The organism is Alcanivorax sp. IL2, assembly GCF_047495475.1.
Classification (GTDB): domain Bacteria; phylum Pseudomonadota; class Gammaproteobacteria; order Pseudomonadales; family Alcanivoracaceae; genus Alcanivorax.
In genome coordinates this window covers 3,442,154-3,465,000 of the sequence record NZ_CP179932.1, presented here as the reverse complement: position 1 = coordinate 3,465,000, position 22,847 = coordinate 3,442,154, and the positions used below count along the sequence as shown (strand labels likewise).

Here is a 22,847-nt window from a genome sequence, read left to right as displayed (position 1 = left end):
CCCGACTTACCAACCCGATGCAAACTCCGAATACCAGTGAGTACTATCCGGGAGACACACGGCGGGTGCTAACGTCCGTCGTGAAGAGGGAAACAACCCAGACCGCCAGCTAAGGTCCCCAAATTCCAGTTAAGTGGGAAACGATGTGGGAAGGCTCAGACAGCTAGGAGGTTGGCTTAGAAGCAGCCACCCTTTAAAGAAAGCGTAATAGCTCACTAGTCGAGTCGGCCTGCGCGGAAGATGTAACGGGGCTCAAACTGGATACCGAAGCTGCGGATGTGCACTTAGTGCACGTGGTAGGGGAGCGTTGTGTAAGTCTGTGAAGGTGTGTTGAGAAGCATGCTGGAGATATCACAAGTGCGAATGCTGACGTGAGTAACGATAATGGGAGTGAAAAACTCCCACGCCGAAAGACCAAGGTTTCCTGCGCAACGCTAATCGGCGCAGGGTGAGTCGGCCCCTAAGGCGAGGCAGAAATGCGTAGCTGATGGGAAACGGGTTAATATTCCCGTACTTCTTATAACTGCGATGGAGAGACGGAGAAGGCTATACCTACCGGGCGTTGGTTGTCCCGGGGAAAGGTCGTAGGCTGAGGTGTTAGGCAAATCCGGCACCTTAAGGCTGAGAACCGAGACCACTGGTCCTTTGTGACCGGGAAGTGGTTGATGCCATGCTTCCAGGAAAATCTTCTAAGCTTCAGGTTATAAGGAACCGTACCCCAAACCGACACAGGTGGTTGGGATGAGTATTCTAAGGCGCTTGAGAGAACTCGGGTGAAGGAACTAGGCAAAATTGTACCGTAACTTCGGGAGAAGGTACGCCGCTGACGGTGATGAGACTTGCTCTCTGAGCTATTGGCGGTCGCAGTGAAAAGGCCCCTGCAACTGTTTATTAAAAACACAGCACTCTGCAAACGCGTAAGCGGACGTATAGGGTGTGACGCCTGCCCGGTGCCGGAAGGTTAATTGATGGGGTTAGCTTCGGCGAAGCTCTTGATCGAAGCCCCGGTAAACGGCGGCCGTAACTATAACGGTCCTAAGGTAGCGAAATTCCTTGTCGGGTAAGTTCCGACCTGCACGAATGGCGTAATGATGGGGGCGCTGTCTCCACCCGAGACTCAGTGAAATCGAAATCGCAGTGAAGATGCTGTGTACCCGCGGCTAGACGGAAAGACCCCGTGAACCTTTACTATAGCTTCACAGTGGACTTTGAACCTGCTTGTGTAGGATAGCTGGGAGACTTTGAAGCGGTGACGCTAGTCATCGTGGAGTCGTCCTTGAAATACCAGCCTGGCATGTTTGAGGTTCTAACCTAGGTCCATTATCTGGATCGGGGACATTGTGTGGTGGGTAGTTTGACTGGGGCGGTCTCCTCCCAAAGAGTAACGGAGGAGCACAAAGGTACCCTCAGCACGGTCGGACATCGTGCAACGAGCGTAAAGGTAGAAGGGTGCTTGACTGCGAGACCTACAAGTCGAGCAGGTGCGAAAGCAGGTCTTAGTGATCCGGTGGTTCTGTATGGAAGGGCCATCGCTCAACGGATAAAAGGTACTCCGGGGATAACAGGCTGATACCGCCCAAGAGTTCATATCGACGGCGGTGTTTGGCACCTCGATGTCGGCTCATCTCATCCTGGGGCTGAAGCCGGTCCCAAGGGTATGGCTGTTCGCCATTTAAAGAGGTACGCGAGCTGGGTTTAGAACGTCGTGAGACAGTTCGGTCCCTATCTGCCGTGGGCGTTGGAGATTTGAGAGGAGCTGCTCCTAGTACGAGAGGACCGGAGTGGACGAACCTCTGGTGTTCCGGTTGTCACGCCAGTGGCATTGCCGGGTAGCTACGTTCGGACGGGATAACCGCTGAAAGCATCTAAGCGGGAAGCCTCCCTCAAGATGAGATCTCCCTGGGGGCTTGACCCCCCTGAAGGGCCGTTGAAGACCACAACGTTGATAGGCTGGGTGTGGAAGCGTTGTAAGGCGTGAAGCTAACCAGTACTAATTGCCCGTGAGGCTTGACTATATAACACCAAAGCAGTCTCGGCTCCGAGAGCCAAGACCGCAAAGATACGGTGTCAGAGATTGGACGCTTGCGTCATTGAATAGCACACTTCTCATTCCCAATTGGCTTTGCCGGTGAGCAATGTTGTACACCGGCGAGGCAACCTAATTTAGCGAAAGCTAAACCAGTTTGCCTGACGACCATAGAGTGTTGGAACCACCTGATCCCATGCCGAACTCAGAAGTGAAACGACATATCGCCGATGGTAGTGTGGGGTTTCCCCATGTGAGAGTAGGTCATCGTCAGGCTCTTAAATAAAACAAAAGACCCCCGCCACGAAAGTGTCGGGGGTTTTTTGTTTTATTTAGGATCACGGTGAGCTCCTCTCCCTACTCTTGGGCCCATGTGACACCCGATGCACCGCAGGTGCCAGGGTGAGGCGCCGCAGGCGTCCCGCAGGGACAGCGAGCATGCTCGCTGCCTAAGTAGGTCTCTTATAGCTACGAGCCCCAAGCCCCAAGCTAGAAGCTAGAAGCTAGAAGCTAGAAGCTAAGCCCACCCCTTCACCATGCAAGCCTAGCTCCAACGACTCAATATCAAGCCTCGAACCCTGCCTCTGTAACCAAACCGCCACCCCGCCGTCATCCCGGCTACCCACCAAGCCTTCAAGCTCAGGGCTTCACAAACAATGAGCCCAGACCATGTTGCTGAACATCATCCTGATCGCCATGGCCATCACCCTATTGGTCTACCGTTACCGCAAACTGATGTACCACTTCCGTGCGGTAGAAGCGGGCAAACTTTACCGCAGTGGCACCCTGGGCCCGATTGCATTGCGAGTGATGCATCGTGTGCTGGGTGTCAACACGATCCTCAACCTGCGGCTGGAATCCGAGTACGGGAAAGGGGGCTGGTACAAGCGGCAAAGTGACTACTGCAGCCGCCACGGAATCAAACTGGTGAATATTCCCATGGCGCAGGACACTCCGCCGACGGAAAACCAGATTCGAGCCTTCATGGCAGAGCTGGACCGTGGTGACAGTTGCTGCCTGGTGCATTGTGAGATGGGGGTCATTCGCACCGGCATGATGGTGGTAGCGGTGGCGACTCGTCGTTACGGGGTGCAAGCCAATGCCGTGTGGAAGTACTTCCCGCTGTTTGGCCACAAACTGGATGGGCGTCGCCAGCCGGTAAAGGCCTTCATCATGCGGTGTGCAGGTCTGTCAGAGCCCTCACCCCAGTAACGGGCTCTCCGCGGGCAGATGAAGCTTGAGGCGATTGCTGACGACGGCAATATCAAACTCCGTACTTTGTACCGGCTCGCCATCAAGGTTCAGATTCATGGGGCTGGGGGTTTTGACTTTCAGTGATGCCACCCGGGCTCGTATGAAAAGCCCTTCTTGCTCTGGATCCTGCCTGGCTTCGCTGTCAAACAACTCTTTGACGCCAGCAAGCAGGTCCATCTGGGCCGGCAGGATGGCCACATCGAGCAGACCATCGTTGATCAGGGCGTCCGGACAAAGGCGTTGTCCTCCCCCTGCCTGACGACCATTGCCCAGGCCGAGCGCGAGAAATTCTCCTTGCCACTCGAATTCTCCATTGCTGAAGACGCCTTCGGCTGCCTGTATTTCAGAGAATCGGGTCAGCCCGGTTAACAGATAGGCGGCGCCGCCCAGCATGCTTTTCAGTTCTTCCGATGTCTGGGTGGTTACCTCGGTGCCGAAGCCGCCGGTGGCCATATTCAGGAAGTAGTGATCATTGACTCGAATGACGTCGCTGGGTGTAGCCGGAGATTGCAGTAATGCCAATGCTTCGGCCATCGCATCAGGTATCCCTGCCGCCGTTGCAAAATCGTTGGCGGTGCCCAGAGGCAGAATTGCCAGGGACAGATCATCACGATCACTGGCCATCATGGCATGAACAATATCCCTGACAGAGCCATCGCCTCCGCCAGCAATGACGGTGGTATAGCCCAGATCCAGTGCCTCTCTGACATAGCGCTCCGCATCACCGGCTTCCCAGGTAACGCGGACCGCCAGATCGTGACCGTTGTCTCGCCAGTCCATGACAGCATGGCGAACCTCTTCATTGGCAGCCTGTTTGCCATGTAGAACGAGCAGACTCTTTGTCGTCACGGTATGCCTTCCCCTATGGAGTGATAATGACGCCTTCTTTCGGCAAGTCGGCGATCTCTGTCTGTTCGGCGGTAACGCTGACATTGCGTTGTGCAGAAAACGTCAGGTTGTCATCGGTATCAGGCATGTCGTCCAGCGACTGGCAGGTAAAAGCCAGGGTGTAATCTCCCTCAGGAACAAACCCAATCTGGTATTCGTACGCATCATTGCCTGAATTGTAGTTTACCGTAGCCGTCGTGACAGGATTGTCACTGTCGATTGCGGCTCCCTGATCATCAACAAATACGTCTCCGGTTTGTGCATCCCGGCCTGTGTACAGGTACACCGCATTCCCTTGCACAGTATCGCCTTCCATGACTGAGGTGCATGTTTCGTCATCGATCAGGCTGTCACTGATGGTGCCCTCAATGATACCGACCTTGCTGTTATCAACGATGCGAATTGCCGGGCGTAGCAAATAATAATCCTTGTTTGTGGGTTTGGTGATTGCCCGACGGAGATCCACGTCAAGAGTAAAGTTCACTTCGCCATCGACGGGAACGGCAAAACCGCTGACAAGTTGGACATGCCGCTCACGGTTCTGGTTGTTCTGCTGGCCTGGTACATACAGGGGAAACTCCCCGCCATTGTCGTCAATCACATAGGTGTTGCCGTCCCCGCTTTGCACATACAGACGAATCCAGTTGTAGCGCCCGGCAGGCACCTCGGTGGTCGGTAGAATTACGGTTGACTTGGCGCCTTGCAGTGCCAGCAGGTCTTCTATGACCAAGGGTTCATCCAGATCACGGCGGATCATGCTTCCCTGTGCAGGCTTGAGCGCCACTGCGTTGAGTGTGAGCTGTACCCGGGTGAGGTCGTCTGCGGGCGCATCCGTCATGGACAGCTGCACGTCACCGGTCTGCGGCGCAGGGTTGTCGCTGCTGGAGCCTCCGCAGGCAGCAACAAGGGTTCCGGCGGCCAGAATAAAGAGTGTGCGTTGCATGATTGTATTCCTCCGTACTCGCGGTTAATTGCAATCTACGTGACGGAGCGAGGGAGGGATGTGACGGGGCGCGGGGCTTTACAACTATTAACGGTTCCGGGTGTTGTTGATAATCATTTCTATTTTCTATCGGAGAGATAAAGGAATAGTATTTTTCTATTACCTCCGGGGCTGTGATGATCAGTGTCAAGGAGGTGTCCCATGATCAAGACATTCAGTTTCGGTGCGATGCACATTGCGGTGGCGTTTCTGGTCGTCTGGGCGATGACCGGCGATTGGCGCATTGGCGGGGCGACAGCGCTGGTGGAGCCCTGCGTGAATACGGTGGCCTACCATTTTCATGAGAAAATCTGGAAACGGCGGAGCCATGGTGGGGCCGTGAGCGGAACGGTTATGGCGTAGGATAAACTCAGTGTTTACTCTGCCATGGCCGTTGGTTAAGCTAGCGCACGAGTATACATTCTTAGGGGTATTTGTCAGGTGCAGAATTCAAGCAGTGACATCGATGCGATCCGCCAGGTGGTGAATCAGGTACTGGAAGTGCACGCCCGGGAAGAGGGTGGCCAGCGCTCCCAGGCCCGTTCGGAAATTCTGATCCACTCCATGCAGGTGTTTGCCCAGCGGGGCCTGCAGCGGACCACGGTGCAGCACCTGCTGGACGCCTCCGATGTGTCTCGACGCACCTTCTACAAATATTTCCGCAACAAGATGGACGTGCTGGAAAGCATCTATCGTATCTTTGTGGACAACATGCTGCTGCACTTCCACAAGGAAGTGAAGCAGGCCTCCTCGGCCCGGGACATTATCCGTAACACCACCAAGGTGTATTTTGATTACCACGTGAGCATGGGGCCGATCATCAGACTGATGATGGAAGAGGCGCGCTCTTCGACCTCTGCGCTGGCGCCGCACCGGGTGCGGGCCCAGGACATTGCCTCCGAGGTGCTCACGTCCCAGATCAGCCGTTACACCGGCAAGAGCTATGAACCCCTGGTGTTCCGCACCATGCTGTGGATGCTGGAAAACTACTCCCTGTACATCTTCGAGGACGGCGGTTTTTCCCAGGAACGACTGGATCTTTGCGAGAAAGTTGCCATCGGCATTGCCGAATCCCTGGTACTGGGGGAGGTGACGCCGGGCATGCTGGAACGCCCGGTATCCTGAACGCTGAGGGTGTTGCCGGTTTTATTCCGGCTTAACGAATTTCAGTGTCATACGATCACTTTCTCCGATCGCCAGATATGTCTCCCTGTCCTGATCGCCCAGCCGCAATGAAGGTGGCAGCGTCCACACCCCGGCGGGATGGTCGGCGCTGTCCTGCGGGTTGGCGTTGATTTCCGACTGTTCAGCCAGTCGAAACCCGGCTTGCTCTGCCTGGGCTATCACATAGCTTTCCGTCATGTAGCCGCTTTCAATCTGCTCTTCCAGTGAGCGCCCCTCCGGCGCCCGGTGTTCTACTACGCCAAGGATGCCGCCGGGTTTAAGGGCCTTGAAGAAGCTGGCAAACACGGCTTCTGCTTTCCCGGCCTTGGCCCAGTTATGCACATTGCGAAACGTCAGCACCCGATCCACGGTGCCTGCAGGGGCAATATCGCTGTAGACCGGAGGATAGAGATGGGTGATGCGAACCTGGTCGTAGAGAGCCGGGTATTTCGCCAGGTGTGCCTTGAACAGGGTCAGTGAGCGGGTGTAGAAACTGATGTCACTATCCGGAGGAAACTGGGCAGCGTAAAAGGTGCCCTCCTCGCGAAGGTAGGGCGCCAGCACCGCGGTGTACCAGCCTTTGGCACCGGGCCAGATCTCCGCCACGGTCATATCGTTCTCTACCCCGAAAAACTCCAGAGTCTGTGCCGGATGGCGATAGGGGTCGCGCGCTTTCTCCTCTGCGCTGCGGTGGGGCGCGGTAAGAATATCATCGAGGGAGGTGGCGTGTGTCAGGGAAAACGACAGCAAAGCTGCCAGGGCAATCAGAATACGCATGATCTCGTCCTATCGTAGGCCGCGGATCAACACCTTCATGTAATCAGCGGCTTGTTGTTCGAGGCTGCCTTCGCCGGTGAGCGCCCAGGTATAAGTGGTGCCCACCACCAGATTTACCATCATCAGGATGGTGTCGCGGGTTGGCAAGGCCACGAAGTAACCATCCTTGCGCAGTTCATTGAAGAAGGCATCCGCCACTGGCAGGTTCTGTTCCATCAGGGCGAGGTACTGGCGCTGGATATCGCCCATGAAATCCCCGGCTTCCTGAATCAGAACCCGGGAAAAATCCTGGTTCTGTTCCAGGTAGCGGGCCACGTTGCGGCACAGGTTTTCCAGCCGTTGCAGGGGCGGAATCGTGCTCATCAGGTCGGCGAAAATGATATCGCGGATGGTATTGAGATTTTCCTCCACGATGGTCAGCAGCAGGGCGTCCTTGGAGGGAAAAAACTTGTAGATGGTGGCCTTGCCCACGCCGGCCTGCACCGCAATGGTTTTCACCTCGGCGCTGCGGAAGCCTTCGTTGGCGAAGACTTCCTGAGCGCAGGCGAGTATGCGGGCGCGGCGTGGATCATCCATGATGGCCTTCCGTTATCCCTTACAGGTATTTGATTTTTTCCAGCTGTTCTTCGAGCTTGGCCTGCTGAGAGCGGTAGTCATCCAGTTTGGCCTTTTCCTTGTCCACGACTGCCTGGGGCGCCTTGTCCACAAACTTGGGGTTCTTCAGTTTGACTTCGGCGCGACCCACTTCCTTGCGCAGTTTATCGATTTCCTTGGACAGTCGTTCGATTTCTGCGTCCTTGTCGATCAGGCCGGCCATGGGCACCAGAATTTCCATATCTCCCACCAGTGCGGTAGCGGAGGCCGGGGCGGAATCCTCCGCATTCAGCCAGGTAATGGATTCCAGCTTGGCCAACTTGCTCAGGAAGGTGCGGTTGGCGTCCAGCAGGGCCTTGTCACTGTCCTTGCCGTTATGCAGGAACAGAGGCAGGGCCTTGCCCATGGGGATACCCATTTCGCCACGGATATTGCGCACCGCAGTGATGACAGCCTTGACCCATTCCGCGCCGGTTTCCGCTTCTTCATCAATCTTGCTGGCGTCGCTGGCCGGGAAGGCTTGCAGCATGATGGTGTCACCGCTCTTGCCGGCCATGGGGCCGATCTTCTGCCAGATTTCTTCGCTGATGAAGGGCATGAAGGGGTGGGCCAGACGCAGTATGGCTTCCAGCACGGTCACCAGGGTACGGCGTGTGCCACGCTTCTGGGCCTCGGAGTAATCGTCGCCCCACAGCACCGGCTTGGACAGTTCCAGGTACCAGTCGCAGTACTCGTTCCAGATGAACTCGTAGGCAGCGTGGCTGGCCACGTCGAAACGGAAGCTGTCCAGCGCCTCGCTGACTTCCTGCTCGGCGCGCTGCAGGGTGGAGATGATCCAGCGGTCCGCCAGGGACAATTCCACCTCTCCGCTCAGACCGCAGTCTTCGCCTTCGGTGTTCATCATCACGTAGCGGGCGGCGTTCCAGATCTTGTTGCAGAAGTTCCGGTAGCCTTCGATGCGGCCCATGTCCCACTTGATGTCACGGCCCGTGGAGGCCAGCGACAGGAAAGTGAAGCGCAGGGCATCGGTGCCGTAGGGATTGATGCCGTCCGGGAAGTCCTTGTGGGTGCGCTTGGTAATCTGCTTTTCTTTCTGCGGCTGCATCAGGCCCTTGGTGCGCTTGTCGATCAGCGCATCCAGAGTGATGCCGTCGATCATGTCCAGCGGATCGAGCACATTACCCTTGGACTTGGACATCTTCTGGCCGTCGTTATCGCGTACCAGGCCATGCACATAGACCTTCTTGAAGGGCACCTGGTCGGTGAACTTCAGGGTCATCATGATCATCCGTGCCACCCAGAAGAAGATGATGTCGAAGCCGGTGACCAGCACATCGGTGGGGTGGAAGGTGCGCAGGGCATCGGTATCTTCCGGCCAGCCCAGGGTGGAGAAGGTCCACAGGGCGGAACTGAACCAGGTGTCCAGAACATCGTCGTCCTGGCTGAGGGGGATGTCGCCAAGATCATGTGCCGCACGCACTTCTTCTTCGTTGCGGCCCACATAGACGTTGCCGTCGTTGTCATACCAGGCCGGGATGCGGTGGCCCCACCACAGCTGCCGCGAGATGCACCAGTCCTGCAGGTCACGCATCCAGGAGAAGTACATGTTCTCGTAGTTCTTCGGCACGAACTGGATGTCACCGTTTTCCACGGCGGCAATGGCCGGCTTGGCCAGCTCTTCTACGGCCACGAACCACTGGTCGGTCAGGTAGGGTTCGATCACCACGCCGGAGCGGTCGCCACGGGGCACCTGCAGGGTATGGTCAGCGACTTTCTCCAGGAAGCCGAGGGCGTCCAGATCGTCCACCACCTTCTTGCGGGCATCGACACGGTCCAGGCCCCGGTAGGGTTCCGGGACTTCATCGTTCAGCGCCGCGTCGATGGTCAGGATGTTGATCATCGGCAGGTCGTGGCGCTTGCCCACTTCGTAATCGTTGAAGTCGTGGGCCGGGGTGATCTTCACGCAGCCGGAACCGAAGTCCGGGTCCACGTAATCGTCGGCAATGATGGGAATATCACGATCTGCCAGCGGCAGGCGGATGGTCTTGCCGATCATGTCCTTGTAGCGCGGGTCTTCCGGGTGCACCGCCACGGCGGTATCCCCGAGCATGGTTTCCGGTCGGGTGGTGGCGACCACCAGGTGCCCGGAACCGTCCGAGAGCGGGTAGCGGAAGTGCCACATGTGGCCCTGTTCTTCCACGTTTTCCACTTCCAGGTCAGAAATGGCGGTGTGCAGGGTCGGGTCCCAGTTGACCAGACGTTTGCCACGGTAGATCAGGCCTTCCTTGTGCAGGCGCACAAAGACTTCGCGTACCGCATTGGACAGGCCATCGTCCATGGTGAAGCGTTCGCGGGTCCAGTCGACGCTGGCGCCCATGCGGCGCAGCTGGCGGGTAATGGTGCCGCCGGATTCGCCTTTCCATTCCCAGACTTTCTCCAGGAATTTGTCACGGCCCAGTTCGTGGCGGGTGGTGCCTTCTCCGGCCAGTTTGCGTTCCACCACCATCTGGGTGGCGATGCCGGCATGGTCGGTGCCCACTTGCCACAGGGTGTTGTGGCCCTGCATACGGCGGTAGCGCACCAGGGTGTCCATGATGGTGTCCTGGAAGGCGTGGCCCATGTGCAGGCTGCCGGTCACATTGGGGGGCGGAATCATGATGCAAAAGGAATCACCCTGGCCGGAAGGCTTGAAATAACCGGCTTTTTCCCAGTTTTCATACCAGGCCTGTTCGATGCGATCGGGTTGATAAGTCTTGTCCATGAGTCCGCTTCTAAACCAGTAAAAAATGAGGCCGAATTATAGCGGAGCGGGGCCGCTGCGTCGCGGGTTGCGGGAAAAACGCAAGGACGGAGGCTGGTGGCCGCCTGGCCCGCAGAGTTTGACCGTGATGGTGCTGTGGTAGGTTACCGGGCAGGTATGCCGACCAGCGAAGAGAGCCACCTTTCGCAGCGTCTGGCTGGGGACGCGAGAGGGGGGCGTTATGATTTCTTGCGCAGGGCGGCGCGCAGCCTCAGGCGCAGGGATTTTTCCAGTTTCGGCAAGGCTTCGGCCACCAGGTCATCGATAATGGCATCAATGTCGGCGTTGCTCAGCGAGGGGCGAGCAGCCGAGGGACTTGATGTTGTGACAGCAGGAGCCGGACTTTCCCGGGGAGAGGGCGGCGGTGTACCCAGAAAAGGGTTGTTTCTTTCACTGGCCAGCTTGCGGATCTGCATCCGGTCCAGGTTGTGGCTCTCGGAAGCGGAGGGTTGTGGTGGTGTGTCGGCGTCGTCCAGCAGGGACTGCACATCGCCAAGCTCCTTGAGAAGCTCTTTTTTTCGTGACTCCCGGTCGCTCATGGTGGTGTCCGTGGGTTCTTCAGCCCAGTTCGTGGGTGGTGACCGGGAAGCCTCGCTCACGGTAGAAGCGAAATCGCTCGCGCCCAGCCTGTCTTTCATTCTCGGCCCCACTGATCATCTCCGCAACCCGCTGGAAACGGGAGGCGAAATCCGGCACCTGATCGGTCAGGTTGATCAGCACATCGTGGTGATCGCCGGGATCGCCACCGTGGCCCAGGATAACCGGCGCCTGACCCTCCAGCTGAATGGCATGGGGAAGGAACCCGGTGGCAGGAGCTTGCCAGAACTGGTCGTCCAGTTGCCGTGCATGGTCCGCATCCCGGCAATGAATATAGACCAGCCGGCCCTGTTTCTGGGCCTTGTCGGCAATGCGCCAGGCCAGCGCCTGACGGACACCGTCGCCGGACTTGTTGCTCAGATAGAAGGTAACTTCAGTCATTAAAATGCTCGCAGGCATCACGCAGCATGCAGCACGCCCGAAGGCGTGCAGACATGCGTGGGCGTATCAGCACTGATCCATCAGGAAACGGGTGAGCATGGGTACCGGGCGGCCGGTGGCGCCTTTGCTCATGCCGCCGCTGATCCAGGCGGTGCCGGCGATATCCAGATGGGCCCATTTCACGTCCTTGGCAAAGCGGGACAGGAAGCAGGCGGCGGTGATGGAGCCGGCTTTGGGGCCGCCGATGTTCTGCATATCGGCGAAGGGGCTGTCCAGCTGGCCCTGATACTCATCCCACAGGGGCATGGGCCAGCCACGGTCGCCGGTTTCCTGGCCGGCAGTCAGCAGTGCCTGGCTGAGATGATCGTCGTTGCTGTATACCGCCTGGGCGTGGGCGCCCAGGGCAACCACACAGGCACCGGTGAGGGTGGCAACGTCGATGACGGTGTGCGGTTTGTGTTTCTGTTGCACATAGGTGAGGGCGTCGCACAGCACCAGCCGGCCTTCCGCATCGGTGTTGAGGATTTCCACGGTCTGTCCGGACAGGGTTTTGACGATATCCCCGGGACGGGAGGCGCGGCCGTCAGGCATGTTTTCCGCTGCCGCTACCACGGCCACCAGGTGGATGGGCAGATCCAGCTCGCACACGGTCTTGACGCTGCCGAACACGCTGGACGCGCCGCCCATGTCGTATTTCATCTCGTCCATGTTGGCGCCGGGTTTCAGGGAAATGCCGCCGGTATCAAAGGTGATGCCCTTGCCGACCAGGGCGACTGGGCCCTGCTTGCTGGGTTTGGCGCCCTTGTATTCCATGACGATGATCTGGCCCTGACGTTCGGAGCCCTTGGCCACGGCGACAAAGGCGCCCATGCCCATCTTTTCTGCCTGGGCCTGGCTGATCACCTTAACGGTGAGTTTTTCATATTGCTTGCCCAGATCCCGGGCCACGCCGCTCAGATATTCAGGGTAGCAGTCGTTGGGGGGCAGGTTACCCAGGTCGCGTGCCAGGTTGACGCCGTCGGCCACACCCTTGCCGATCTTACTGGCCTTGCTCAGGGCGGCATCCTTTTGTGCATGCCAGAAGGTCCATTTGTTCAGTTTGCTGGCCGGAGCCGGTTTGCTGCGATACTGGTCGAAACGGTAGGTGCTTTCTTCCGCCACGCGAGTGCCTTCACGGACCTGCCATTCCAGGCTCTGTGGCAAATCGCCGTCGAGCAGCCAGAGTGCGTGTTTGACCGGTGCCTTGCTGACCATTTTCACTGTGCTGCGAAGCAGCCCTTGCCACTGCTGCTCGGAAGGCTGCTTGTCGCCCCGGCCGACCAGCAGCAGGCGTGCGGCGGCCAGGCCTTCCGGCTGGTGCAACCAGCTCATCTGGCCCTTGCTGCCGTCAAAATCGCCGGCCTTGATGAAACGGGTAAGCTGGTCGCGGGTGCTCTCCGGCAGCGTCTCGGGGAGATCGCCGTTCTTGCCCAGCACCAGAATCAGTGCGTCGGCTTTGAATTTGTCCAGGGGCCTGTTGCTCACTGCGAAGTCCATGCTGTCTCCATGTCAATCAAGGTATAGCACGCGGCAAAAGGGCTTGCCGGTGCGGAAAACAGGGAAATATTGGGCTGTTCGGCGATCAAACGCAATCGGTGTGGCGCGGCCGGGCCGGCCCTTTGATTGGTGAAGTCGCCCCGGTTACGGGTATTTCACTGCGTATCATTATCACCTTGGCCGGCCAGTCGGTTACACTAGGGCCCATTCACTGCTGCCGCAGGCGCCTGTAAGTCCGGTTGCCCGCGCGGTATGTATCGTCACCGCAGGCTTTCATGCGCTGCCTTTATCAGGTGTCGGTGCCTTTTTGCAGACAAGGATGAGTGGGCCAGCCCTTGATTCTTCATCGTTATATTAACCGGCAAGTTTTCCTGACCACTGTCATGGTCACCTTTATTCTGGTGATGGTGCTGGTCAGTGGCCGCTTTATCAAATATCTCGCCGAGGCCGCCGCCGGCGAAATCGCCGCCGATGCCCTGTTTCTGGTGATGGCGTTCCGGATGCCGGAATTCCTGCAGATGATCGTTCCCCTGAGTCTCTATATCGGCCTGTTGCTAGTGCTTGGGCGCATGCACATGGATAACGAAATGGTGGTGCTGCAGGCGGGCGGGCAGGGCAATGGACGGATTGTCCGTTCGCTGATCGTGCCGATTCTCATGGCCACCACCCTGGTGGCCATGTTTTCCCTCTATGTGACCCCGCGTGGCGATGCGGAAGTGAACCGCATCTTTGAAGAGCAGAAAGACCGTTCGGTGCTGGAGCTCCTCACTCCCGGACGCTTTCATGTAAAAGGCTCCAGCAATACCCAGCGCGCCACCTATGCCGAACAGATGAACCGGGAAAAAGGGGTGCTGGAAAATGTGTTCGTGGCTGATGCCCGTTTTCAGGCCCGGGGTGAAGCAGATCGGTTGCTGACGGTGTGGGCCAAGAGCGGCAAGCTGGTACAGGAAGATGGCATCAGCTATTTGCTGCTGACAGAGGGTTTCCAGTACCAGGGCAAGCCGGGGCGCAGTGACTACAAGGAAATCGGCTTCAAGGAAGCGCGGGTACGGATCGGCAAGGAACGGACCGACAGTCGCCCCCCCAAGGTGCGCGGCCGTCCCACCCCGGAGCTGATCGACGAGCGCGACAGCAATCGCGATGCCATGGCCGAATTGCAGTGGCGTATTGCTCTGATTCTTACCGTACCGATCATGGCACTGGCGGCGATTCCGCTGGCCCGGGTAAACCCGCGTCAGGGGCGCTTTTACCGCCTGATCCCGGCGGTGCTTGGCTACATGCTCTATGTAGGCATGCTGCTGGTTACCCGTAGCGCCATCGAGGATCACGATGGCGTTCTGCCCTGGTATCTACATACCGGCTGGGTGCATCTGGTGGCGGTGGTAGTGGTGTTTCTGTTGTATTTCGGTGGGCGGATTTTCCGCCGCAGGAGGCGGGCGTGAGATTATTGAGACGCTACTTCTGGCGGGCGGTGCTGATACCTACACTGGCCATCCTGGGCATTATTGTTGGCCTGGATTGTCTGTTTGGCTTTATCTATGAATTGGAAGGCCTGCGCGGTGATTATCAGGCCATGCAGGCCCTGCAGTTTATCCTTACGACAACGCCGCGCCGGGTGCACGAATACCTGCCGATGGCGATCTTGCTGGGTACCCTGATTGGCCTGGGCCTGCTCGCCAACAGTGGTGAATTGTCGGTGATTCGGGCTTCCGGTGTGTCCACGCTGAAGGTGAGCTGGCTGGTGTTGCGTCCGGTTTTCCTGCTGATTCTGCTGTCCATCCCTCTCGGCGAGTATCTGACCCCTTACTCGGAACAAGTGGCGCAGAGTAACCGTTCCATGGCCGAAGGTGGCGGTGAGGCGTTGCGCTCAAAATACGGTTACTGGCACCGGGAAGGGCCGGAATTTATCCATATCAATGCGGTCCAGCCCAATGGCGTGCTCTACGGTCTGACCCGCTATCGTTTTGATGATAACCACAAGCTGACGGAAACCCAGTTTGTGGAACGAGCCATCTACCAGGGAGATTTCTGGTCGCTGGAGGGCATCAAGGGAACCCGGCTTTCCGATCAAGGCACCGAAATCTTCAGTCGCGACAACGCTCAGTGGCAAACCAAGCTGACCCCGCAATTGCTCAGCATCGTGGTTCTGGAGCCGGATCATCTGGCCATGGCCAAGTTGCTGGAGTACACCGATTACCTGAAGCGACAAGGCTTGGAGACCGCCGATTACATGCTTAGCTTCTGGCAGAAGCTGTTCATGCCGCTGGCAACCATCGGCATGGTGTTGATCGCCATTTCCTTTGTCTTTGGTCCCTTGCGCGAAGTGACCATGGGCCTGCGCCTGACGGCGGGGATCGTGGCAGGTCTGATTTTCCATTATGGCCAGCAGTTTTTTGGTCAACTGTCGCTGGTGTTTCACACCGATCCACTGATGGCCGCAGTGGTGCCGCCGGCGCTGTGTCTGATCCTGGGGATCTGGTTGCTGCAGCGGGTACGATAATAATGGCAATCTGGAGGGGGCAGGGACGCACCCATAAAGGGCGGCGGCCTGCCAATGAGGACACTTTGGTGTGCCGGGATGGTGACGGCCTGTGGGCAGCGATCGATGGCATGGGCGGCCATGATGCCGGTGACCTGGCGGCGACCATTATTCGAGAGTCCCTCGACGCTGTGGTGCTGGGGGGCAGTATCGCCCATCGGCTGTTGGCCGTGGAATCCGCCCTGCTTACCGCTAACCACGCTATTCGCCATCACGCCGCCTTGCACCTGCGCAGCAAGCCCATGGGGGCCACCGTGGTGGTGCTGTTGATCTACCGGGATGAGGCCGCGGTGCTGTGGGCCGGCGATGCCAGGCTCTACCGCCATACCGCTCAGGGCGCCGTCCTGCTCACCCGCGACCACACCCCGGTGCAGGCACTGGTAGACGCGGGTGAGATTGATGAACGCCAGGCCATGACACACCCCCGCGCCCATGTGATTTACCAGGCCATCGGCAATGGCGACAAGCTGGAACTGGAGCAGGCGCGTTTCGATATTTCAGCCCAGCAGCAGTTTCTGCTGACCTCTGATGGTGTGCATTCGGTACTGACAGTGGACCAGCTGGGGTATTTGCTGGCGGAGGGGGCCAGCGAGTCGGCCATCCTCAAGGCAGCCCTCGAAGCCGGCAGCCGGGATAATGTGACAGCGATAAAAGTGTCCGCCGATGGGCACCGCGAATAGACAAATATCTTTCTGAGGCTGGCAAAGCCGTCATCTGCTGGTATACTCGCGCCCCACTGCCAGAGTGGTGGAATTGGTAGACACGACGGATTCAAAATCCGTTGCCTTCACGGGCGTGCCGGTTCAAGTCCGGCCTCTGGTACCAAATGGCAGTGCGGTAGCATCCGAGGAGTTCCTCGATAAGCTATAAAAACAGCGGGTTATCTGAGGTTCTCTTCCGCTACCGTCCGATAGAGTTTGTTGACATCTGGCCCCTCCTGGGGCCAACTTTGGGGCCAACATCCAAGCCCAAAGACGGCGAAAGCCATGGAAACGAACAAACTCAGCGACGTCAAAATCCGCGCAGCAAAGCCCCAGGACAAGCTCTATAGCATCTCTGATGGTGAGGGGATGTTCTTGGAGGTTTCTCCCACGGGTGGCAAATGGTGGCGCTTAAAGTATCGCTTCAATGGTAAGCAGAAGCGGCTCTCTCTAGGCACCTATCCCAGCACAAGTCTCAAGGTTGCCCGCGACAAGCGGCAGCAAGCCCGAGAGCTGCTCGCCTCCGGAGTTGACCCCGCCCAGCAGCGTAAATCCGAAAAGTTGGCAACAGAAACTGCCCTGCGCAATACCTTCGCCGGGGTGGCGGAAGAGTGGGCGCAGAACAAGGTCCAAAGCGAGAAATGGACGCCGACAACGGAGAAGAAGCGGCGCATCTGGCTGGATAACGGCCTAATCCCCTATCTTGGCAGTCGGCCAATATCGGAAATCACAACTGCGGAGCTGTGGGGCGTTCTCCAGCACACCCAAAAGACCAGTGGCTATACCGCCAACCGGCTCAGGGGCATGGCCTCCGAGATCTTCAATTTCGCCATGGCCACTGGCCGTGCGGACAACAATCCCGCCTTGCCTCTACAGGGGCAAATCGCCGTCAAAAAAGAAAAGCATCGTCTGGCGATCCTGGAACCGGAAGAGGTCGGCAAGATGCTGCGTGCTATTGATGGCTGTCAGGCTGCGGCAGCTACCAAGGCGGCAGCTAGGTTGGCCCCGCTGGTGTTTGTCCGGCCAGGAGAGTTGCGTCATGCCGAGTGGTCAGAAATTGATCTAAAAAAGGCGCTTTGGAGCATCCCAGCAGAGAAGATGAAGATGCGGGAGCCACATGTGGTTCCCCTGTCTCGACAGGCCGTTGCCATCCTCAAGGAAATCCAGCCTCTCACAGGCAATTCAGGCTATGTCTTTGAAGGCACCAAGCCGGGGGAGCCGATCAGCGATAACACCCTTAACAAGCTGCTCAAAACTCTCGGCTATAAGGGCAAGATGACCCAGCACGGGTGGCGGGCTATTGCTCGTACCTTGCTTGATGAAGTATTGGATGTCCGGGTGGACTGGATCGAGCACCAGCTCGCTCACTCCGTCAGGGATGCAAATGGACGTGCGTACAATCGTACTTCTCACCTAGAGGGGCGGACAGGGATGATGCAGCAGTGGGCGGATTACCTGGATGGGCTAAAGACAAAATAATAGCTATAAAAAATAGTGGGTATTGATATTAGAAATAGGTTGCCACTTATATATCGGGGGGGGTAGATGGAAAAGCTGTGGATGCACTTTGACGAGGTCGTAAAGGATGATGCTGAGGAGAGGGAAAGAGCATTCAGTAATATTCTGAACGGCAATGTAAGCGCCTTGATTCCGGTTAGTGCCCCGTACTCCGTAATAAAGGAGTTTGTGGGAGAAAGGATCAATGATAAGAGACGGTACCGGTTATATGCGCCGGTAAAACAGAGCGAGATAAAGGCTTTCTTTGTGAGCAAAGAGGCGATCCTCGATATTATTAGATTTGGTGAAGCGACTTGTCAATATTTCAATGGAGGGGTTGGTTTTGAGGATAATGGTAGCGTAATCCGCTATGTGGCTATAACTAGGAATTATATTCCTGGACGGAAGAAGGCTGCAGAAAATAAAGAATATTTTGATTTTGAGGACTGCGAGGTAAATAAAGGGGGGGTGTACGAGGAAGGGGTGTTCCCGTCAGCAATGGATCTGAAGGTGACGTATAGGAAGATTGGCCATGAAAGGGGAGGTCTGTTCGAAGCGCTTACCCGGTCATCTAAGGACAGTTGTCAGGAAAATGATTCGGCGTCGAATGTATTTCATTCAAATTTTACTCGCTGGTGGTCTTTCAATCGTACCTTCAGTTGTGACAGCCCGGTTATAGGCCAAGAAAGAGAGGTAGGGCTATGGCGGCAGAGAGGTCTGCCTGATCTATTGCTTGGCAACCAAGTTAAGAAAGGCTTCCTGTCTGGGTTCAATGCGTTTTCACGTGCTTTCATGAAGTGTTTGGTCGACTGCACCAATGTCTGTGGGTTTGATGCAATGGTGTTGGAGCGTATCGAATGGAGCTTTCAATCTCTTGCTTTGTTTTTGAAGTATGAGATTGATTTTAATGTTCCCTTCATGATGGCAGCTAAAAACTATGGTTGGCCTCCTGTGGCCTCAAGAAAATATTGGCATGGTTTTAGAGTTTTAAAAGATGATTTGGATGAAGGGGAGTTTTTAATATCAGAGTCTAGGTATGGGTATCAATTGTGTTGTTTTTCGGCTTCAGCTCATGAGCTAGAAGATAGCGAGAATGTTATTTATGTTCCTAAACCCGATTTTTTAACAATTAGAGCGAAAGACCTGCATTTTTTGTCGAATGAATATCATCGATTGTTAGATCCCATTAATAGCAATGAGGAGAATGAAATAGATTTGGATTGTTTGGGTGAAAATTGCATTAAAAGTTTTGACGATGTGAAGGGTTTTGAGGAGTGCAGGGAAAAAGCGATTAATTGGATATGTCTAAACGCGGATGTATCTATAGATGATCTCTCTAATGCGAAAAAAATTATTGATTATGTCGCAATTGCAATTTGCACATGGGAGAAACCTCTTATAAATGGGAAAGCGAATAAAGAGTATTGCCGCCAGCTGATTCATGCCTTGCCGAAAAAACACCCAAGTTATTCAGATAATCTTTTAAGATTGATCGTCCTTCAGCTTCAAAGCCAGTCAAAAAAAGCGATCGGAAAAGGAAGGGAGTTGAAAGTAAGAGGTAATGGTGTGGATATGTTGAAGAAGACCTCGTTGCCGATCCTGATTGAGGCGTGGGAAAAGTTTGTGGCTGGCCGCGCCAAAACGGCCAAGAAAGAAAAGAGGCAAGAGTGGAAAAGGGCTTTGAATGTCTTCCTTGAGCGCCATCAGATTAAAACTGACTATCACTCCGCTGTGACAGATGTGTTGCTGAGCGATCAAGACGAGGAAGATTTGTTTATTTAACTAAATGAAAACATGCAGTTACATGCTTTTGTTCGCGAATACCGGGTTTGCTATTTCTTATTTCCGATAACCGATCTGATCTTTTCTACATTTCGTTCTCCGATTGATTACTAAGGAGTCCGAAATGGACCGATCAGTTCAAAAAAGCAACACCCATGTGGCTGACAATGGTGCGCTAAGCTGTCTCTCCACGCTTCAGTATCAGGTTGTCCGCTTGCCAGAGGTGCAGCGGATAACGGGCCTCTCGAAGTCCACCATCTATGCCAAAATGGATCCCTGTTCGCCTTATCACGACCCTGATTGGCCGAAGAAAGTGAATCTCGGCCCCAGATCCGTGGGCTGGTACCGTCATGAGGTCATCGAATGGGTTGAGTCCCGGTCAACTTCTGCGGCATGGGGGGCTTGATCATGGCATATCCGATGACGGGCAAGATCAATCCCGCAGCATTCTGCCACTCCAAACCTCTCCTGGGGGAGGCTGTGCGCCAGGCACATCAAAATTATCAGGCACCGTACCGACTGTGCTTAATGGGGGCTCTGGCGGCACTGTCGTCAGCTGTCCAGAGTCTGGCGGATGTGGTCATGCCATTTGGTGCAAAAGTACCCCTGAGCCTTAACAATGTGGGGATAGCGCCTTCTGGCGAGCGCAAATCCACCGTCGAGCGCAGATTTATGAAAGTAATCAAGGCTCTCGATGACAACCTAGAGGAAGAGCACAACAGAAACTTGGCGGATTACAAGGTCAAGATGCTGGAGTGGAAGAACAAGAAAAGGCTGCTCGAAAAGAAGCTGGGTAAATTTGGCAGCGACGAACAGGAATTGACTATTACCCGAGAGGAGCTCCGAGAGCTATTGGCATGTGAGCCAACCAAGCCGCAGCGAGGACATCTGGTCTATGAAGATATTTCGCCTATGGCAATGTTGACTGCGCTGAATGAAACAGGGGTGGGTACCTTGGTTTCAAGCGAAGGGGCCATCATCGTAGATGGGAAATCTTTCGATGCTGTACCGCATTTGAACTCTCTTTGGAGTGGTGACCCAATATATCTCGCACGACTTGGTAAGCCCTCGCTGAATATCTGTAACGCAAGGCTTACCGTGTCGATTATGCTCCAGCCAGAAATCTTTAAGCCCCAAACTGGCAAAAAGGGAGAGAAGGTCCGTGGTTCTGGCCATTGGGCCAGGTACTTGGTGTTCAATCCAGAATCGACTCAAGGGACTCGCCTATCCACCCGGCAAGCTAACTCATGGGAGCACCTGGAGGCATTTGATCGACGGTTAGGAGAAATTCTGAGTAAAGCTAGAATGGCCCGAGTCGTTGGTGACTTTGAACGTGAAGAGATCCGGTTTTCGGAAGAAGCCGTAACTGAATGGTTCAAAGTGGCAGATTGGATTGAGGAAGAAATTCTACCAGGGGGCCGCTTTGAGCATGCTTCTGATCATGCATCCAAGCTGGGTGAGAACATTGCGCGGGTGGCCGCGTTGCTTCACTACTTTGAGGGGGGTGGGGGTACCATCTCCGTAGAGACATTCAATGCCGCAGCGGACATTTGTGCGGAGTGTTCGGATGATTTCCTGAAGCTGTTTGTTCCTCCCCCGGAAGAGATCGCAGATGCAATTGAGCTGAATAAGCTCATTGACCGTATCCGTGATCGCCCCGAGAGATTCATCCGTAAGACCTATCTTCATAAGCGTTGCCCGAACGCTCAACGAACCGGAGGGCGCTTCTTCCGGGCTTTGGATGTTCTGCTGAATGAAGGCGTCATCAGCGAGTATGTTGACGGACATAATGCTCAGTGCCTGGATCTCTGTCCTAATCTTCCACGGCCAAGGTGGCTCGTAAACGGACGTCGTTGATGGACATTCTTTGCGATTCCTGCGACGAGAAGCGGGAATCGCAATTTTTTGATGCGGAAAGTTGTATTTTTCCCCTCTTTACCCTCAGCGACGCCTATTCATTTGGCATGTAGGGCTTGCTTAATAACGTACATGTTTTTCTCATTATATGAGCGGCGATAATCAGTGATCTCGAGGTCCGGGAGTGATTGGCTGGTAAATTATAAAGGGGAACATGTTTATTCTCTGATGTTATTAATGTTCAGGTTTTCATTCTGGTTGGTTCGTTGCTCATTAAAACCTATCAATGAATAAAGTTAGTAACTGGAGCAATGACGATGAACCAGGGACACAGCATGCTGCCGACAGCAGAGGCTCAAGTGGGACGGTTGGAGCAGTTCCATGAAGTTCTGGACTATGGGCTCGATGTTTACAATCCGATAGATAAACCCAGTAACCTCTACATTACTGATCAGTCAGAGACTGCACGTGCGCTTGCCGACGTAACAACACTTTTAGATGAAATCGTGCCGCAGCGGCGACTGGTCATAAGCCGACGGCAGGAGACTAGCCAGGGGGTTATCCGCAGAATCCCTAATAAGAAGACACCAGTAATCGAATCCTGCATCAACCTCACCGAGGATGATTTCCGGGGATACAAGGTGGACCCGGATATGCGTGTTGTCCTGGATCTCAATAGAGAAATGGCGGTTCGAGTCTTGACGGGGCGTCGGCTGCATGAGCACGTTGGCGGTATAACGGTACATGATCACTACCTCAAGTATCTTCGCGAACTGAAACGGCGGTTGTCTGCATCTGAGATTCTTCAGTTTCGTAGACAGCAGGTGGTCAGAGAGCAACGCAGGGCAGACAGTATCACTGGGGCAGTGAGTGAAGCCCTGAGTCTTTGTCGAAAAGCTCGCTTAGTGCGTGTTGATGGCAGCTACAAACAGTCTGTGCGTAGGAATAAAACCCCAGAGTGCATATCAAACGACCTAGACCGCTTCATCAGAAACATGCGGCATAACAAGCGCCAGTTTTCTGCTCTGGTGTTGGCGGTGTTCAAAATTGAATACGGGGCAAAAAAGGGCTATCACTGGCATGGATACTTTATATTTGACGGTAGCAAGGTCCGCATGGATGTTTTGCTCGGCACCTATTTGAAGGGCTATTGGTGTGACGTGGTTACTAAAGGTGAAGGGGCTGGGTTTAATGTGAATTTCAGTGAGGTTAAAAGGATGTTGTCGAAACGATTGCAGGTCCCTGAGCGGCATTTGGCGATTGGAGAATTTCGTAAGGGAGATTCAATTCAGGAAGAAAATATGAAGGCTCTCATCAGTTACTTCGCAAAAAAAGAACAGACCATTAGGCTAACCGGAAAAAAGAGCGTCAATCAATTACGCATTGTGAGAGGGCCTCGCTACAAGGCCCTCAAGCAACGGAAAGATCAACGCAGTCAGCAGTGATTCCCTGTAGCCTGGATTGGCGCTTCA

Annotated in this window: 19 protein-coding genes, 1 tRNA gene and 2 rRNA genes (1 of these 22 cut by a window edge); 14 read left to right on the top strand and 8 right to left on the bottom strand. The window is 55.4% G+C overall.

Translation table 11 applies throughout. The annotated features are described in order from the left end of the window. From ACMG4N_RS15930 to ACMG4N_RS15920, 3 genes are all read left to right on the top strand, one after another. Positions 1 to 2,015: ribosomal RNA gene (locus ACMG4N_RS15930) — 23S ribosomal RNA — on the top strand (it extends 877 nt beyond the left edge of the window). A 171-nt stretch (positions 2,016 to 2,186) separates the two neighbouring features. Continuing rightward, positions 2,187 to 2,302: ribosomal RNA gene (gene rrf, locus ACMG4N_RS15925) — 5S ribosomal RNA — on the top strand. Positions 2,303 to 2,695: 393 nt separating this feature from the next. Continuing rightward, a complete protein-coding gene (locus ACMG4N_RS15920; RefSeq protein WP_297767333.1) occupies positions 2,696 to 3,238 on the top strand; it encodes a fused DSP-PTPase phosphatase/NAD kinase-like protein in 543 nt (180 codons plus the stop codon). Here the strand turns inward: ACMG4N_RS15920 and yegS are convergent. Continuing rightward, on the bottom strand, positions 3,227 to 4,129 hold the full coding sequence (gene yegS / locus ACMG4N_RS15915; RefSeq protein ID WP_414432403.1) for a lipid kinase YegS: 903 nt from the start codon (positions 4,127 to 4,129) through the stop codon (positions 3,227 to 3,229). The two genes, ACMG4N_RS15920 and yegS, sit on opposite strands and share 12 nt — an antisense overlap. A 13-nt stretch (positions 4,130 to 4,142) precedes the next feature. Then, positions 4,143 to 5,111 (bottom strand): DUF4382 domain-containing protein, encoded by a 969-nt coding sequence (locus tag ACMG4N_RS15910; protein ID WP_414432402.1) that lies wholly within the window; start codon positions 5,109 to 5,111, stop codon positions 4,143 to 4,145. 201 nt (positions 5,112 to 5,312) lie between these two features. Between ACMG4N_RS15910 and ACMG4N_RS15905 the strand changes: the two genes are divergently transcribed. Both ACMG4N_RS15905 and ACMG4N_RS15900 read left to right on the top strand, forming a co-directional pair. Further along, positions 5,313 to 5,513 carry a DUF2061 domain-containing protein gene (locus ACMG4N_RS15905; RefSeq protein ID WP_297767325.1) on the top strand — a complete coding sequence of 67 codons (201 nt, stop codon included), beginning with the start codon at positions 5,313 to 5,315 and terminating at the stop codon, positions 5,511 to 5,513. A gap of 78 nt (positions 5,514 to 5,591) precedes the next feature. After that, the gene (locus tag ACMG4N_RS15900; protein ID WP_035248218.1) at positions 5,592 to 6,275 is read left to right on the top strand and encodes a TetR/AcrR family transcriptional regulator; all 684 of its coding nucleotides are present in this window, start codon (positions 5,592 to 5,594) and stop codon (positions 6,273 to 6,275) included. Between the two features lie 21 nt (positions 6,276 to 6,296). On the opposite strand, the gene ACMG4N_RS15895 is transcribed toward ACMG4N_RS15900, so the two are convergent. From ACMG4N_RS15895 to ACMG4N_RS15870, 6 genes are all read right to left on the bottom strand, one after another. Then, positions 6,297 to 7,091 (bottom strand): class I SAM-dependent methyltransferase, encoded by a 795-nt coding sequence (locus ACMG4N_RS15895; protein ID WP_414432401.1) that lies wholly within the window; start codon positions 7,089 to 7,091, stop codon positions 6,297 to 6,299. A 9-nt stretch (positions 7,092 to 7,100) separates the two neighbouring features. Beyond that, positions 7,101 to 7,667, bottom strand: a complete 567-nt coding sequence (locus ACMG4N_RS15890; protein WP_297767317.1) for a TetR/AcrR family transcriptional regulator — start codon at positions 7,665 to 7,667, stop codon at positions 7,101 to 7,103. Positions 7,668 to 7,686: 19 nt separating this feature from the next. Next, the gene (locus tag ACMG4N_RS15885; RefSeq protein WP_414432400.1) at positions 7,687 to 10,446 is read right to left on the bottom strand and encodes a valine--tRNA ligase; all 2,760 of its coding nucleotides are present in this window, start codon (positions 10,444 to 10,446) and stop codon (positions 7,687 to 7,689) included. Positions 10,447 to 10,664: 218 nt separating this feature from the next. Further along, positions 10,665 to 11,024: a hypothetical protein gene (locus tag ACMG4N_RS15880; RefSeq protein WP_414432398.1), complete on the bottom strand. Its 360-nt coding sequence runs from the start codon at positions 11,022 to 11,024 to the stop codon at positions 10,665 to 10,667. Positions 11,025 to 11,043: 19 nt separating this feature from the next. After that, on the bottom strand, positions 11,044 to 11,463 hold the full coding sequence (locus ACMG4N_RS15875) for a DNA polymerase III subunit chi (protein ID WP_297767307.1): 420 nt from the start codon (positions 11,461 to 11,463) through the stop codon (positions 11,044 to 11,046). 66 nt (positions 11,464 to 11,529) lie between these two features. After that, a complete protein-coding gene (locus tag ACMG4N_RS15870; protein WP_414432397.1) occupies positions 11,530 to 12,999 on the bottom strand; it encodes a leucyl aminopeptidase in 1,470 nt (489 codons plus the stop codon). Positions 13,000 to 13,334: 335 nt separating this feature from the next. Between ACMG4N_RS15870 and lptF the strand changes: the two genes are divergently transcribed. The 9 genes from lptF to ACMG4N_RS15825 all read left to right on the top strand — a co-directional run bounded on the left by lptF (position 13,335) and on the right by ACMG4N_RS15825 (position 22,820). Next, the gene (gene lptF, locus ACMG4N_RS15865) at positions 13,335 to 14,441 is read left to right on the top strand and encodes an LPS export ABC transporter permease LptF (protein WP_414432395.1); all 1,107 of its coding nucleotides are present in this window, start codon (positions 13,335 to 13,337) and stop codon (positions 14,439 to 14,441) included. After that, the gene (lptG, locus tag ACMG4N_RS15860; RefSeq protein ID WP_297767301.1) at positions 14,438 to 15,499 is read left to right on the top strand and encodes an LPS export ABC transporter permease LptG; all 1,062 of its coding nucleotides are present in this window, start codon (positions 14,438 to 14,440) and stop codon (positions 15,497 to 15,499) included. The genes lptF and lptG overlap by 4 nt, the downstream gene beginning before the upstream one ends. A gap of 2 nt (positions 15,500 to 15,501) precedes the next feature. Next, a complete protein-coding gene (locus ACMG4N_RS15855; protein WP_414432393.1) occupies positions 15,502 to 16,218 on the top strand; it encodes a PP2C family protein-serine/threonine phosphatase in 717 nt (238 codons plus the stop codon). A gap of 58 nt (positions 16,219 to 16,276) precedes the next feature. Beyond that, positions 16,277 to 16,363: transfer RNA gene (locus ACMG4N_RS15850), tRNA-Leu, on the top strand. Positions 16,364 to 16,524: 161 nt separating this feature from the next. Next, positions 16,525 to 17,718, top strand: coding sequence for a tyrosine-type recombinase/integrase (locus ACMG4N_RS15845; RefSeq protein WP_372637180.1), 1,194 nt, complete (start codon positions 16,525 to 16,527; stop codon positions 17,716 to 17,718). A gap of 66 nt (positions 17,719 to 17,784) precedes the next feature. Then, positions 17,785 to 19,518, top strand: coding sequence for a hypothetical protein (locus tag ACMG4N_RS15840; protein WP_372637178.1), 1,734 nt, complete (start codon positions 17,785 to 17,787; stop codon positions 19,516 to 19,518). Between the two features lie 124 nt (positions 19,519 to 19,642). Then, positions 19,643 to 19,924 (top strand): helix-turn-helix transcriptional regulator, encoded by a 282-nt coding sequence (locus ACMG4N_RS15835; protein WP_372637174.1) that lies wholly within the window; start codon positions 19,643 to 19,645, stop codon positions 19,922 to 19,924. A 2-nt stretch (positions 19,925 to 19,926) separates the two neighbouring features. Continuing rightward, complete coding sequence (locus ACMG4N_RS15830) at positions 19,927 to 21,375, top strand: YfjI family protein (RefSeq protein WP_372637171.1); 1,449 nt, start codon at positions 19,927 to 19,929, stop codon at positions 21,373 to 21,375. Between the two features lie 317 nt (positions 21,376 to 21,692). Then, the gene (locus ACMG4N_RS15825) at positions 21,693 to 22,820 is read left to right on the top strand and encodes a hypothetical protein (RefSeq protein ID WP_414432390.1); all 1,128 of its coding nucleotides are present in this window, start codon (positions 21,693 to 21,695) and stop codon (positions 22,818 to 22,820) included. Positions 22,821 to 22,847 lie beyond the last annotated feature (27 nt).

Bases quoted from the DNA above. Each gene is read 5' to 3' on its own strand.
- ACMG4N_RS15855 (WP_414432393.1), top strand. From the start codon at position 15,502: ATGGCAATCTGGAGGGGGCAGGGACGCACCCATAAAGGGCGGCGGCCT.
- ACMG4N_RS15840 (WP_372637178.1), top strand. From the start codon at position 17,785: ATGGAAAAGCTGTGGATGCACTTTGACGAGGTCGTAAAGGATGATGCT.
- ACMG4N_RS15885 (WP_414432400.1), bottom strand. From the start codon at position 10,446: ATGGACAAGACTTATCAACCCGATCGCATCGAACAGGCCTGGTATGAA.
- ACMG4N_RS15825 (WP_414432390.1), top strand. From the start codon at position 21,693: ATGAACCAGGGACACAGCATGCTGCCGACAGCAGAGGCTCAAGTGGGA.
- ACMG4N_RS15845 (WP_372637180.1), top strand. From the start codon at position 16,525: ATGGAAACGAACAAACTCAGCGACGTCAAAATCCGCGCAGCAAAGCCC.
- ACMG4N_RS15895 (WP_414432401.1), bottom strand. From the start codon at position 7,091: ATGCGTATTCTGATTGCCCTGGCAGCTTTGCTGTCGTTTTCCCTGACA.
- ACMG4N_RS15920 (WP_297767333.1), top strand. From the start codon at position 2,696: ATGTTGCTGAACATCATCCTGATCGCCATGGCCATCACCCTATTGGTC.
- ACMG4N_RS15875 (WP_297767307.1), bottom strand. From the start codon at position 11,463: ATGACTGAAGTTACCTTCTATCTGAGCAACAAGTCCGGCGACGGTGTC.
- ACMG4N_RS15835 (WP_372637174.1), top strand. From the start codon at position 19,643: ATGGACCGATCAGTTCAAAAAAGCAACACCCATGTGGCTGACAATGGT.
- ACMG4N_RS15910 (WP_414432402.1), bottom strand. From the start codon at position 5,111: ATGCAACGCACACTCTTTATTCTGGCCGCCGGAACCCTTGTTGCTGCC.
- ACMG4N_RS15880 (WP_414432398.1), bottom strand. From the start codon at position 11,024: ATGAGCGACCGGGAGTCACGAAAAAAAGAGCTTCTCAAGGAGCTTGGC.
- ACMG4N_RS15905 (WP_297767325.1), top strand. From the start codon at position 5,313: ATGATCAAGACATTCAGTTTCGGTGCGATGCACATTGCGGTGGCGTTT.
- ACMG4N_RS15870 (WP_414432397.1), bottom strand. From the start codon at position 12,999: ATGGACTTCGCAGTGAGCAACAGGCCCCTGGACAAATTCAAAGCCGAC.
- ACMG4N_RS15890 (WP_297767317.1), bottom strand. From the start codon at position 7,667: ATGGATGATCCACGCCGCGCCCGCATACTCGCCTGCGCTCAGGAAGTC.
- ACMG4N_RS15830 (WP_372637171.1), top strand. From the start codon at position 19,927: ATGGCATATCCGATGACGGGCAAGATCAATCCCGCAGCATTCTGCCAC.